The following is a 12,073-nucleotide window of genomic DNA, read 5'->3' as shown; positions in this document are numbered from 1 at the left end:
GTCTTCCCGCAAGGGATTGCCGGGGCAGACCGGCATGCGGCCCGCCCGCCCCGTGGGTTGAAGGGCAGGATCAATCGATGGCGCGGATGATCCGCAGCAATTCCTTCTGCTCGTCGGTCTTCACGTGCGTACCGTAGATCTTTTCGGACGCCGCGCGGAACGGGGCCGTGTCCGGATGCGTGATGTTGACCGGCAGCTTCTTGAGCTCCTCGAAACGGCGCTGGTCGCTTTCGCGGTAGGTCTTGCGCTGCACGGCGGCCGCCTCGGTCCCGGCCGCCAGCAAGGCGTCCTGCACATCCTTGGGCAAGGCATCGAAGCGCGCCTTGCCCATCACCACCGGCGCCACCAGCTCGATCCAGCCCACCATGGCCCAATTGGGCGCCACCTCGTAGAACTTGCGCGAGTGGTAGTTGGTGTTGGCGGCCTCGGCGCCATCCACCACCCCCGTCTCGAGCGCACCGTAGAGCTCGGTATAGGCCATGGGCGTCGGGTTCGCGCCGAAGCTCTTGAAGGCATCAATGTGGATGGGATTGTTGAGGGTGCGGATCTTCATTCCCTCCAGGTCGCCGATCGCGTTGATCGGCTTCTTGGACATGATGTGGCGTGTGCCCGCGAAGAACAGGCCCACCAGCCGATATCCCTTCTTGGCCAGGACTTCATTGAGATACTCGTGCACCTCGGGCGAATTGGCGACGCGATCCATGTGCTCCGGACCCTTGAACAGATAAGGCAGGCTGAACACATTCATGTCGGGCACGAAGTTGGCCATCACCTCGTTGGCGGTGACGGCGATGTCGACGATGCCGAGCTGGGTGCCCTGGATGCTTTCGGCCTCGTCGCCCAGCTGGGCGTTGGAAAACACCTGGATCTCGGCCTTGCCACCCGTCTTTTCCTTGAGCAGCTCGCTCATGCGCATCATGCCGGTGTGGTAGGGCTCGTCCTGATTGGCGTTGTGGCTGGCCTTGAGCACGATCTCGGCCGCGGCCGCGGCCGCGGGCAATGCCGACGCGGCAAGCAGGGTGAGCGAGGCGAATATCGCGGCCGGCAGCCGGGTTGTCTTGAAGTTCATCACCGATTCTCCTTTGGGTTCCATGCTGGAAATATGCGATGGGGTGTCAGCCCGCGATGAGGCCGAGTCCATCCAGGACCTCGCGCAAAGGTTCGCGCCTGTGCGCAGGCAATGGCAGACGCGGCGCGCGCGGCGCGCCCACCGGCCTGCCGATCAGCGCCAGCGCAGCCTTGGTCGCCGATACGTACAAGTCGCCCGCCAGGGCATCGAGCAGCGGGGCGACCCGATCATAGATGCGTCGCCCGCCCTCGCCGTCGCCCTGCTCGACCGTCACAGTGAACATCTGCGCAGACAGCGCGGGGGCGATATTGGCGAACACCGACACGTATCCTTGCGCGCCCACCCGGTAGCCCTCCCAGGGGTGATAGCCGGCGAACACCGTCATCCGCCCCTTGGACAGCCTGAGGATCTCATTGATCCGCGCGACGCTGCCGCTGGATTCCTTGATGTATGAAATATTGTCGATCTCGGAGAGCCGCGCCACCAGCGGCGCGCGCAGATCGACATTGGATGTGTTGGGATTGTTGTACACCATGACCGGGATGCCGATGGCCTCGGCGATGCGCCGGTAATGATGAAAGATCTCGTCCTCCGTGGGCGAGGAATAGTAGGGCGGCACGATCATGACGCCATCGGCGCCCAGGCGCTCGGCCTCGCGCGAGAGATCCACCGCCTCGTCGGTCCATTCCGCCGCCGTGCCGACCAGCACCGGCACCCGGCCGGCCGCCTGCTCGACCACGATCGACGCCGCCCGCGCCCTTTCCTCGCGTGTCATGGACAGGAATTCACCCGTGCTGCCCAGGGGGATCAGGCCATGCGCCCCTTGTTCGACCTGCCAATCGACGAAGCCGCGCAAGGCCTGCTCATCGAGACGCCCCTGCTGATCGAAAGGGGTCACCATCACCGTATAACTGCCGCGGAATCCGGCCATTTGTCGTCTCCTTATAGGAATATTGATCCTGATTTGATCAATTTTTTGATTTGTTAATTGACATTTGATCATCTTAATAATTATGCTGTCAACAAATAAAACGTTGCAGGAGGCACCATGCCCTTCATTGAAGTCTTCGATTTCGACGCCACCCCGGCCCAGCGCCAGAACGCCACCCGGGCCCTGACCGACAGCTTGTGCGAGGCCTACGGCATCTCGCCCGCCATCGTCTCGGCCTACTTCTTCGATGTCGGCGGCATCGGCTACGGCCATGGCGGAAAGTTCGGCCCGGAGGCTGAAATGAAGCGCATCTTCATCAAGATCCACGCTTTCGGACGGTCGGAGGCACACCGCGGCCGGGCGGCCGACATGATGACCAAGGCGGCCATATCGGCCTACCGGGTCCTCCCCAAACAGGTCGTCATCTATTTCCTCGATCGAGACCCCAGCCAGGTTTCCCACGGCGGCCTGCTGGAATCGGCCGCCTGAGGCTTGCCGATGCGTGGCGGCTTGCGGCGGCGTACTGTTTATTGATCAAAACCGGTCGAATAGCCTTTTTTTATTTTCTGGATGAGACATGGAACGCTTCTACACCGATGAGCAGCGTCAGCTGCGTGACACTGTCAGGCGCTATACCGAACAGGCAGTGATGCCGGCCGCGGCCGGCATCGATCGCGATGACCGCTTTCCGCGCGAGCTCTACGAAGGGCTGGCCGGGCTGGGGCTGTTCGGTATCGGCCTGCCGGAGGCGGCCGGCGGCAGCGACCTGGGCACGGTGAGCACCTGCATCGCCATGGAAGAGATCGCCCGCGCCTCGGGCACCCTGGGCAACGCCTACGCCCTGCCCGTCGAGGCCGCGCTGTTTCTGGACGCCCACGGCAGCGACCGCCACAAGACCTTCATTCCCGGCATTCTGGACGGCTCGGTGCTGCCCGCCTCGGCAGCCACCGAACCCGACCATGGGTCGGACGTGGCCGCCATGCGCACCACCGCGGTGCGCGACGGCGACGACTACGTCATCAACGGCACCAAGGCCTGGGTCACGTTCGGACGCATCGCCGATTTCATCATGGTCTTCGCCAAGACCGACCGCGACGCCGGCCACCGGGGCATCAGCTGCATCCTGGTCGAAGCCGACCGCCCCGGCGTGGTCCGGGGCAAGTCCGAGGAACTCCTGGGCATGCACGGCCTGGAGGATTGCCAGGTGATCTTCGACCAGGTGCGCGTGCCGGTGGCCAACCGCATCGGACCCGAAAACCAGGCTTTCAAGATGGCCATGGGCAACTTCAATTTCTCGCGGCTGATGATGTCCTCGATGGCGCTGGGCATGGCGCAGGCCGCGATGGAGGACGCCCTGTCCTATGCCCGGACGCGCCGCCAGTTCGGCGAAGAGATCATCCGCTTCCAGGCCGTGCAGTTCATGCTGGCCGACATGTCCACGGACATCGCCGCCGCGCGCCTGCTCATCCACCATGCCGCCCGCCTGCACGATGCCGGCCATCCGATCGCCAAGGAGGCGGCGCACGCCAAGCTGTTCACCACCGACATGGCGATGAAGCATGCCTCGAACGCCCTGCAGATCCACGGCGGCAACGGCTATTCGCGCGAATACCGCATCGAGCGCATATTCCGCGACCTGCGCCTGGCGCAGATCTACGAGGGCACGAATCAGATCCAGCGCCTGATCATCGCCCGCCAGCTCGAAAAAGAATCCACCTGAAAGGAGTCGACATGATCAGCCTGATCACCGCACGCGAGGCCGCCGCCCTGGTCAAGGACGGCGACGTCCTGACCGTCGGCGGCAACGGCGGCACCGGCGTGCCTGAATCCGTGCTGGCGGCGCTCGAAAGCCGCTTCCAGGAAACAGCCAAGCCCGAAGGCCTGACGCTGTTTCACGTCACGGGCATCGGCGCCGTCACCGAGAGCGGCCTGTGCCGCCTGGCCTACCCAGGCCTGATCTCGTGCGTCTACGGCGGCAACTTCGGCCTGCAGCTGCCCTTCATGAAACTGATCCGCGAAGAACAGATCGAAGGCTACAACTTTCCGCAAGGCGTGATGACGCAGCTCTGCCGCGCCATGGCCGGCAAGCAGCCGGGCGTGATCACCCACGTCGGCCTGCACACCTACATGGATCCGCGCCATGAGGGCGGGCGGATGAACGCGCGAACCCGGGAAGAGCGGATTTCACTGCTCGAACTGGACGGGCGCGAGTATCTGTTCTATCGGGCCCCGACGCCCAACATCGCGTTCCTGCGCGGCACCAGCGCCGACGAGGACGGCTACGTGTCCATGGAGCACGAAGCCACCACCCGCGAGGACCTCTCGCTGGCCCAGGCCGTGCACAACGCCGGCGGCATCGTCATCTGCCAGGTCAAGCGCCTGGTGCGCCGCGGCACCCTGCACCCCCAGATGGTCAAGATCCCCGGATTTCTGATCGACCATTTCGTGCTGGAACCCGACCAGAAGCAGACCTATGCCACTCAGTACGACCCCAGCCGCTGCGGCGAGACGCGCGTGCCCATCTCGACCCTGCGCCCCGACCCCCTGACGGAGCGGCGCGTGATCGCACGGCGGGCCGCGCTGGAACTGCGCAGCGGCGACGTCGTCAACCTGGGCGTGGGCATCTCGGCCATGATCCCCAACGTCGCGGCCGAAGAAGGCATCGACGAGCACATCACCCTCACCGTGGAATCGGGCGTGATCGGCGGCGTGCCCGGCTACGCCCGGGAGTTCGGCACCGCCTACAACCCCCGGGCCATCATCGATCAGCCCTACCAATTCGATTTCTACGACGGCGGCGGCTTGAACTGCGCCTTCCTGTCGTTCGCCGAAGTCGACGCGCAAGGCAACGTCAACGTCACCCGCTTCGGCGACCGCTATGACGGTTCGGGCGGCTTCATCAACATCACTCAAGGCGCGCAGCGGCTGGTGTTCAGCGGCACTCTGACGGGCGGCGGGCTGGACGTGGCCGTCACGGACGGCCGGCTGCAGATCCGCCGCGAAGGCCGCTTGCGCAAATTCGTGCCCGAGGTCGGCCAGATCAGCTTCAACGGCCGCCTGGCGCGCGAACGCGGCCAGGACGTCACCTTCATTTCCGAGCGCGCCGTCTTCAAGCTCGACGCCGAAGGGCTGGTGCTGGTCGAGATCGCCCCCGGCGCGGACCTGCAGGCGGACGTCCTGGAGCAGATCGGTTTTCCCGTGCGGGTCTCGCCGGACCTCAAGCCCATGGACGAGCGGCTGTTCCGGAACGGCTCCATGGGCCTGGACCTGCGACACCCACCGGCGAAAACCGGCATTCAAGAGGAGGCCATCAATGCCTAAGCACGACATTTCACTCGACGGCGTGACCGTCGCCACCGTCCTGCCCTTCAAATCGGACCTGTCCATCGACTGGGCGAGCTACGATCGCCTGCTGGCCTACTGCACCACGCCGCGTGGCATCAACGCGGTATTCGTCAACGGCCATGCCGGCGAAGGCGCGACGCTCGATGCTCGCGAACGCATCGAGGTGATCCGACGCACCCGCGCCTTCATCGGCCCCGACAAACCCTTGCTGACGGGCATCATCCCGTACTCCACGGCCGACGCCGTGGCCCAGGCCAAGGACGCTGAACAGGCAGGCGCGGACGTGGCCGTCCTGTTTCCCATGCCGCAATTCGCGGCCGGCGCCTCGGGCGATCCACGCTATGTGCTGCACTATCTCGAAACCATCCTCGAGGCGACCACGCTGCCGGTGTCGATCTTCCAGCAGGACGTGCGCTCGGGCACCGGATTCAGCACCGCGGTGCTGAGCGAACTGGTCAAGTACGATCGGGTCATCGCCATCAAGGAAGGCAGCGGCGACATCCAGCTCTACGAGGACAATCTGCGGACCCTCAAGGCGCTGGCGCCCGACGTCGCCATCCTGCCCTCCAACTATCACTGGCTGTTCGCTCAGGTCGCCCTGGGCGCCGACGGCATTCTGTCGGGCATGGCCAGCATGATTCCCCATCTGCTGTGCGAACTGTGGGCAGCGACGCAGGCAGGCGACCTGAAGGCCATGCGCGCGGTCAACGACCGCCTGTACCCGATCGTGCGCACCATCTACGGTCCGCCGCCGCTGATCGACATGCACACGCGGCTCAAGGCCGGCCTCGCGCACCTGGGCGTCATCGACGATGCGACCCCGCGCCCGCCCCTGCTGCCCGTGCCCGCCGACACGGCGCGGCAAGTGGCCCTGACCGTAGACCGCGCCAACCTCAAGGCGGCCCTCGCCTGACGCGCAGGCGCATCCCGCTGCCGCCGCCGAAACACCGAACCCGGAGACTTTTCACATGCAGACCAAACCCCGCGAAGCCTTCATCGACCTGTACTACGAGGACGTCGTCGTCGGCGACGAAGTCCTGACCGACAGCCACACCGTCACCACCCAGGGCATCCTGCAGTTCGCCGACACCACGCGCGACCACCATCCCCTGCACACCGACGAGGCCTATTGCCGCAACACCGAGTTTGGCAAGCCCATTGCTCACGGCCTGTTCGGCCTGTCGCTGATCGAAGGCTTGAAGTCCGAGCTGCGGCTCTACCAGAACACCTCCGTCGCCTCGCTGGGCTGGGACAAGGTGCGCTTTCGCCAGCCGATCTTCGCCGGCGACACGGTGCATGTGCGCGTGGTCTTCATCGACAAGCGCGAGAGCCGCAGCGGCCCGCACGGCATCGTGATCGAACGCACCGAAATGATCAACCAGGACGGTGCCGTCGTGATCGACGCGGAGCACGCGACCCTGCTGTTTCGCAAGGCCGCCGCCGGGCAAGCGGCGGCGCAGCCGCGGGCCGAGACGCGATCCTGAGGCGCGCCATGGACACCCACACCGCCGACACCGCCGCATCCGGCGAGGCCGCCATGGGCGACATCCTGCAATCGACGCCATGCGAGGGCGTGCTGCTGATCCGCATGAATCGACCGGCGGCGCGCAACGCGCTCAGCATCCGCTTGCTGGGCGGCATCGCCGGCGCCCTGCGGGCCGCCCAGTCCGATCCCGGCGTGCGCGCCGTCGTGCTCGCCGGCGACGACAAGGCATTTTCAGCCGGCGCCGACATCAAGGAGATGCCTGACAACGGCATTCCCATGTGGGGCCAGAAGGAACGCCTGCTCGCCTGGAAGACGATCGAACGCTTCCCCAAGCCCCTGCTGGCGGCCGTCGAGGGCTACGCCCTGGGCGGCGGCTGCGAATTGACCTTGTTGTGCGACATCGTCATCGCCGGCGAGGCGGCGCGGTTCGGCCAGCCCGAAGTCCGGATCGGCGCCTTTCCCGGCGATGGCGGCACGCAGCGCCTGCCGCGCGTCATCGGCAAGTCGCGCGCCATGTGGATGATCATGACGGGCAATTTCATCGACGGTCGCAAGGCCTGCGAATGGGGCCTGGCGACCGAGGCCGTCGCCCCCGGCCAGGCCTTGCCGCGCGCCTGCGAGATCGCACGCGAGATCGCCGGCATGTCGCCGATCGCCATCGAGATGATCAAGCAGGAAGTCCTGATGACGGACTCCAAGCCGCTTGACGAGAGCCTCAGCCTTGAACGTAAATTGCTGCTGTGGCAGACCGAGGACCATGACGAGGGGATCGCCGCGTTCATGGAAAAACGCAAACCCGTCTTCAAGGGGCGATAATCCTCGTCACCGGGAACACGATTCGCGCACACTTGAGCAGCCCACCACATGGCCACGAACAAGAAAACAACCGCCCACCCGCGGGCACCCGCTGCGGGCGAGGACGCCAGGTCAGAAGACGCCTCCAGCACCCTGGTCGACCTGGTCACCGAAGTCATCCGCGAGGCCATCCTCTCGGGCGGCTATTCGCCGCGCGAACGCCTCAAGGTCGCCGACCTGTCGCGGCGCTTCAATTTCAGCGCCATGCCGATACGCGAGGCCTTGCGCACGCTCGAGGGCGAAGGCCTGGTCGAGATCACCCCCAACCGGGGCGCCACCGTCCGCCAGCTCGACAGGCAATTCATCGAGGACCTGTTCGAGCTCAACACCGAGCTGCGCATCTTCGCCATACGCCGCGGCATCAAGGCCATGACGACGGCCAAGCTGGACATGCTGACGGACATCGCCCGGGATTATGCCGCAGCGGTGGAAGGCGGCGACCTCGACGCCTCGCTCAAGCTCAACCGCAAATTCCACGGCAAGCTGATGGAGATCGGCGGCAATATGGAGGCCTTGCGCGTTTTCCAGCGCGGCTGGGAGCTGATCGGCGCCTTCCGGCGCCACTACGGCTACGGTCCCAGCCGGCAGCGGGGCCTGGCCCGCGAAAAAAGCATGCTGATCGAGGCCTTGCGCCGCATGGACCTGCAGCAGGCCGAGGCCATCCTGCGCATGCAGCACGCCGCCGCCGTCGAGGACCTGATCCAGCGCTTCGACGCCATGGGCAATGGCTAGTGTCCTGTTTGCTTAATCCATGCATTTAAATTCGGATGGATGCGCTGTCCGGACAAGGCGCAAACCGCAGCGATAGCCTGGCTATCGCGAGGATTTGCAACGCAGGCCGGGCAGTGCAGACGCCGAATTTAAGCATGAGTATTAAGCAAACAGGACACTAGACACGCATGCCGATCACGATCGCCTGACGATTTTGCGCGCATCCCTCGAATTAGTGTATGATTTCGTTCTTCGCAAAATGCGATGGGCTGTTAGCTCAGTTGGTAGAGCAGCGGACTCTTAATCCGTCGGTCGAGTGTTCGAGTCACTCACAGCCCACCAGGGATATCAAGGACTTAGGTGAAAACCTAGGTCCTTTTCTTTTGCCTGTATGTGATGCGATATGTGAGACCATCACATATACAGTGGTTTTCGGCGCGTGGCAGATCGTAGCCATGGAATCCGGCATGGAGCCGGTCGAAGTCGAGGCCGTGGCCGCCGTGCGCCGTCGAGTCGTTCGAAGTTGACCGCGTCGACAAACGCGCCGAAGAAGGGTTCGAGGCGGCGCGCAAGGGGGCCGCTAAAGCGCACTTACCATCGGCCTCATCCTGGGCGTCTGCGCGTACCCGCAGCCCAAAGCTGTCGCATCACTCCCGGAGGTGTCTAAGATCTTGTGCCAGTCCCAAGGCGGGACTATCATTAAGCACATGAGAGTGATTGCCGTCAGCACCTTGCGTCAATTCTGGGAAATCCACCCGGCAGCAGAGCAGCCCCTTAAGGCTTGGTTCAACGAGGCCACTCAGGCCAAATGGGCCCAGCCAGCCGACCTCAAGGCCCAATACCGCAGCGCCAGCGTACTGAAAAACCGGCGCGTCGTCTTCAACATCAAAGGCAACGACTACCGGCTGATTGTTGCCATCGCCTATAAGCTGGGGGTCGTCTACATCAAGTTCATCGGCACCCATGCCGAGTACGACAAGATTGACGCCGAAACTGTAGAAATGGAGTGAACCATGGACATCCGCCCTATCCGCACCGAAGCAGACTACAAGACTGCGCTCAAGGTAATCTCCCGTCTCGTGGAGGTCGACCCGGACATTGGCACGCCCGATGGTGACCGCCTGGATGTCCTGTCCACGCTCGTCCAAGCCTACGAAGCCAAGGCCTTCCCCATTGACCTGCCTGATCCGGTCGAGGCAATCAAGTTCAGGATGGAGCAAGCCGGTCTGACCGTAAAGGATCTGGAGCCGATGATAGGCCAACGTAACCGCGTCTACGAAGTCCTCAACCGCAAACGGTCCCTGACGCTGCCGATGATCTGGCGACTCCACAAGGGGCTCGGGATACCTGCTGAGAACCTGATTCAGCCTCCCGCGCATGCCTGACACTAACCGCCTGAGCCAATTCGAACGCGATCTGTTTCATCTGAACTGCGCCCCTATGCCGATTTCCGGCGTCCTTCAGCCGACGCGGGCGCCGCCTCAGATCCGGGCCGCCAGCTCGGCCGCCAGGCCGATATAGGTGCGTGGGGTCAGCGCAAGCAGCCGGGCCTTGGGCTCGGCCGGCAGATCCAGGCCCTGGATGAACTCGCGCAGCGCCTCCTCGGTGATGCCCTTGCCGCGCGTCAGCGCCTTCAACTGCTCGTAGGGCTGCGGCAGGCCGTGGCGCCGCATGACGGTCTGGACCGGCTCGGCGAGGATTTCCCAGCACTGGTCGATGTCGGCATCGACGGCGGCGGCGTTCAGTTCGAGCTTTCCCAGGCCGCGCAGACAGGCGTCATAGGCGACCAGGCAGTACCCCAGCGCCACCCCCAGGTTGCGCAGCACGGTGGAATCCGTCAGGTCGCGCTGCCAGCGCGACACCGGCAGTTTTTCGGACAAATGGCGCAGCATTGCGTTGGCCAGGCCCAGGTTCCCCTCGGAGTTCTCGAAGTCGATGGGATTGACCTTGTGCGGCATGGTGGAGGAGCCCACCTCGCCTTCCTTCAGGCGCTGCTTGAAATAGCCCAGGGCAATGTAGCCCCAGACATCGCGATCCAGGTCCAGCAAGATGGTGTTGGCGCGGCCGATCGCATCGAACAGGGCCGCCATCCAGTCATGCGGTTCGATCTGGATCGAATAAGGATTCTGCGTCAGGCCCAGGCCACCCAGCACGCCCGCGCTGAAGGCCGGCCAGTCGAGGTCGGGATAGGCCGCGAGGTGCGCGTTGTAGTTGCCGGTGGCCCCGTTCATCTTGGCCAGAGGCTCGACGGCGCGCACCGCGGCCAGGGCGCGCTCCAGTCGCGCGGCGACGTTGGCGAATTCCTTGCCCATGGTGCTGGGGGTGGCAGGCTGTCCATGCGTGCGCGACAGCAGGGGCTGGCCGGCATGCGCGCGGGCGAGTTCGCGCAGCCGCGCAAGCACGGCCTCGAGCTGCGGCACGATGGCGCGATCCCGCGCGCGGCCCAGCATCAATGCGTGCGAGGTGTTGTTGATGTCCTCGGAGGTGCAGGCAAAGTGAATGAACTCTGCCGCACGCGCCAGTTCCGGGTGGTCGGCCACGCGCTCTTTCAGCCAGTACTCCACCGCCTTGACGTCATGGTTGGTGGTGCGTTCGATCGCCTTGATGCGGGCCGCGTCGGCCTCGGAAAAATCGCGGACCAGCGCCGCTAGACGCGTGCGCGCCTCGACGCTGAACGACGGCAGTTCCGGCAGGCCGGCATCCGACAGGCCAATCAGCCAGGCGATCTCGACCTCGACGCGATGGGCCATGAAACCCGCCTCGGACAGCAAGGGCCGCAAGGCGTCGGCCTTGGCGGCATAACGGCCGTCCAGCGGCGACAAAGCATTGAGCGTACTGAGCGAGGCGTCGATCTGCATGGGGAAATCACCAGTTGAAAATGCAGGCTGAATTCTACCATTCGCACCAGCACCGTCCTCTTGGGGCGGATATACCACAGAATGTTCGATGTGCGGCCCCGAACCGCGGCAAACGTGGCCAAACCGCCCCACCCCGCCCGTCGATCCCCCCTGCTCCTGCTATACTCTTCAAGCCCGTGACTCCCACGTTTTGCCATGAAATTGATCGGTACGCTGACCAGTCCGTACGTCCGCAAGGTGCGCATCGTACTGGCAGAGAAAAAGCTGGATTACGAGTTCGCCCTCGACGACGTCTGGGGCGCCGGATCCCAGGTTCCGCCGCACAATCCGCTAGGCAAGGTGCCCTGTCTGATCATGGACGAGAACGGCGCGCTGTTCGACTCGCGCGTCATCGTCGAATACCTGGACACGCTCTCGCCGGTCGGCCGGCTGATTCCGCCTCCCGGACGCGAACGCACCCAGGCCAAACTGTGGGAGGCCCTGGCTGACGGGGTCATGGATGCCGCCGTCACCGCCCGCCTCGAGCAGACCCAACGGCCGCCCGCACAGCGCAGCCAGGATTGGATCGATCGGCAACTGGGCAAGATCACCGCCGCCGTCGATCACATGGACGAACTATTGGGCGAACAAGCCTTCTGCATGGGTGTGAACCTGTGCCTGGCCGACATCGCCGTGGGCGCGGCCTTGACGTATCTGGACTTCCGTTTTCCCGACATGGATTGGCGCGCCGGGCACGAAAACCTCGACCGCCTGATGCAAAAGCTGCTGGCGCGCCCCTCGTTCGCGGGCACCCAGTACGCGGCGCCCAAGTAAACCCG

The 12,073-nt window shown here is 64.5% G+C and carries 13 protein-coding genes and 1 tRNA gene; 11 read left to right on the top strand and 3 right to left on the bottom strand.

Annotated elements, in window-relative coordinates:
- Window positions 1-70 precede the first annotated feature (70 nt).
- Both OOZ48_RS11105 and dapA read right to left on the bottom strand, forming a co-directional pair.
- Window positions 71-1,069, bottom strand: a complete 999-nt coding sequence (locus OOZ48_RS11105; protein ID WP_269498287.1) for a TRAP transporter substrate-binding protein — start codon at window positions 1,067-1,069, stop codon at window positions 71-73.
- 46 nt (window positions 1,070-1,115) lie between these two features.
- Window positions 1,116-2,000 carry a 4-hydroxy-tetrahydrodipicolinate synthase gene (gene dapA / locus OOZ48_RS11100; protein ID WP_269498285.1) on the bottom strand — a complete coding sequence of 295 codons (885 nt, stop codon included), beginning with the start codon at window positions 1,998-2,000 and terminating at the stop codon, window positions 1,116-1,118.
- Window positions 2,001-2,117: 117 nt separating this feature from the next.
- On the opposite strand from dapA, the gene OOZ48_RS11095 reads away from it, so the two are divergent.
- The 10 genes from OOZ48_RS11095 to OOZ48_RS11050 all read left to right on the top strand — a co-directional run bounded on the left by OOZ48_RS11095 (window position 2,118) and on the right by OOZ48_RS11050 (window position 9,782).
- The gene (locus OOZ48_RS11095; protein ID WP_269498284.1) at window positions 2,118-2,489 is read left to right on the top strand and encodes a hypothetical protein; all 372 of its coding nucleotides are present in this window, start codon (window positions 2,118-2,120) and stop codon (window positions 2,487-2,489) included.
- Between the two features lie 88 nt (window positions 2,490-2,577).
- Window positions 2,578-3,720: an acyl-CoA dehydrogenase family protein gene (locus OOZ48_RS11090; RefSeq protein ID WP_269498282.1), complete on the top strand. Its 1,143-nt coding sequence runs from the start codon at window positions 2,578-2,580 to the stop codon at window positions 3,718-3,720.
- An 11-nt stretch (window positions 3,721-3,731) separates the two neighbouring features.
- Entirely contained in the window at window positions 3,732-5,321 is a 1,590-nt protein-coding gene (locus OOZ48_RS11085) for an acyl CoA:acetate/3-ketoacid CoA transferase (protein ID WP_269498280.1), read from the top strand.
- Window positions 5,314-6,258 carry a dihydrodipicolinate synthase family protein gene (locus tag OOZ48_RS11080; protein WP_269498279.1) on the top strand — a complete coding sequence of 315 codons (945 nt, stop codon included), beginning with the start codon at window positions 5,314-5,316 and terminating at the stop codon, window positions 6,256-6,258. The genes OOZ48_RS11085 and OOZ48_RS11080 overlap by 8 nt, the downstream gene beginning before the upstream one ends.
- Before the next feature lie 55 nt (window positions 6,259-6,313).
- Window positions 6,314-6,829, top strand: coding sequence for a MaoC family dehydratase (locus OOZ48_RS11075; RefSeq protein ID WP_269498278.1), 516 nt, complete (start codon window positions 6,314-6,316; stop codon window positions 6,827-6,829).
- Window positions 6,830-6,837: 8 nt separating this feature from the next.
- A complete protein-coding gene (locus OOZ48_RS11070) occupies window positions 6,838-7,647 on the top strand; it encodes an enoyl-CoA hydratase-related protein (protein ID WP_269498276.1) in 810 nt (269 codons plus the stop codon).
- A gap of 48 nt (window positions 7,648-7,695) precedes the next feature.
- Window positions 7,696-8,418 (top strand): GntR family transcriptional regulator, encoded by a 723-nt coding sequence (locus tag OOZ48_RS11065; RefSeq protein WP_269498274.1) that lies wholly within the window; start codon window positions 7,696-7,698, stop codon window positions 8,416-8,418.
- Between the two features lie 245 nt (window positions 8,419-8,663).
- A tRNA-Lys gene (locus tag OOZ48_RS11060) sits at window positions 8,664-8,739 on the top strand.
- Between the two features lie 365 nt (window positions 8,740-9,104).
- Entirely contained in the window at window positions 9,105-9,407 is a 303-nt protein-coding gene (locus tag OOZ48_RS11055; RefSeq protein WP_269498272.1) for a type II toxin-antitoxin system HigB family toxin, read from the top strand.
- 3 nt (window positions 9,408-9,410) lie between these two features.
- Window positions 9,411-9,782 carry a helix-turn-helix domain-containing protein gene (locus tag OOZ48_RS11050; protein ID WP_269498270.1) on the top strand — a complete coding sequence of 124 codons (372 nt, stop codon included), beginning with the start codon at window positions 9,411-9,413 and terminating at the stop codon, window positions 9,780-9,782.
- Between the two features lie 96 nt (window positions 9,783-9,878).
- Here the strand turns inward: OOZ48_RS11050 and purB are convergent, their stop codons facing one another.
- A complete protein-coding gene (gene purB / locus OOZ48_RS11045) occupies window positions 9,879-11,255 on the bottom strand; it encodes an adenylosuccinate lyase (RefSeq protein WP_269498269.1) in 1,377 nt (458 codons plus the stop codon).
- Window positions 11,256-11,450: 195 nt separating this feature from the next.
- On the opposite strand from purB, the gene OOZ48_RS11040 reads away from it, so the two are divergent.
- Entirely contained in the window at window positions 11,451-12,068 is a 618-nt protein-coding gene (locus OOZ48_RS11040; protein WP_269498267.1) for a glutathione S-transferase N-terminal domain-containing protein, read from the top strand.
- Window positions 12,069-12,073 lie beyond the last annotated feature (5 nt).

The sequence above is a fragment of the Castellaniella sp. S9 genome (assembly GCF_027257175.1).
Lineage (GTDB): Bacteria > Pseudomonadota > Gammaproteobacteria > Burkholderiales > Burkholderiaceae_B > Castellaniella.
Note: the sequence above shows the minus strand (reverse complement) of the source record. Positions and strands in the feature narration are given on the sequence as shown.

Bases quoted from the DNA above. Each gene is read 5' to 3' on its own strand.
- OOZ48_RS11105 (WP_269498287.1), bottom strand. From the start codon at position 1,069: ATGAACTTCAAGACAACCCGGCTGCCGGCCGCGATATTCGCCTCGCTC.
- dapA (WP_269498285.1), bottom strand. From the start codon at position 2,000: ATGGCCGGATTCCGCGGCAGTTATACGGTGATGGTGACCCCTTTCGAT.
- OOZ48_RS11095 (WP_269498284.1), top strand. From the start codon at position 2,118: ATGCCCTTCATTGAAGTCTTCGATTTCGACGCCACCCCGGCCCAGCGC.
- OOZ48_RS11090 (WP_269498282.1), top strand. From the start codon at position 2,578: ATGGAACGCTTCTACACCGATGAGCAGCGTCAGCTGCGTGACACTGTC.
- OOZ48_RS11085 (WP_269498280.1), top strand. From the start codon at position 3,732: ATGATCAGCCTGATCACCGCACGCGAGGCCGCCGCCCTGGTCAAGGAC.
- OOZ48_RS11080 (WP_269498279.1), top strand. From the start codon at position 5,314: ATGCCTAAGCACGACATTTCACTCGACGGCGTGACCGTCGCCACCGTC.
- OOZ48_RS11075 (WP_269498278.1), top strand. From the start codon at position 6,314: ATGCAGACCAAACCCCGCGAAGCCTTCATCGACCTGTACTACGAGGAC.
- OOZ48_RS11070 (WP_269498276.1), top strand. From the start codon at position 6,838: ATGGACACCCACACCGCCGACACCGCCGCATCCGGCGAGGCCGCCATG.
- OOZ48_RS11065 (WP_269498274.1), top strand. From the start codon at position 7,696: ATGGCCACGAACAAGAAAACAACCGCCCACCCGCGGGCACCCGCTGCG.
- OOZ48_RS11055 (WP_269498272.1), top strand. From the start codon at position 9,105: ATGAGAGTGATTGCCGTCAGCACCTTGCGTCAATTCTGGGAAATCCAC.
- OOZ48_RS11050 (WP_269498270.1), top strand. From the start codon at position 9,411: ATGGACATCCGCCCTATCCGCACCGAAGCAGACTACAAGACTGCGCTC.
- purB (WP_269498269.1), bottom strand. From the start codon at position 11,255: ATGCAGATCGACGCCTCGCTCAGTACGCTCAATGCTTTGTCGCCGCTG.
- OOZ48_RS11040 (WP_269498267.1), top strand. From the start codon at position 11,451: ATGAAATTGATCGGTACGCTGACCAGTCCGTACGTCCGCAAGGTGCGC.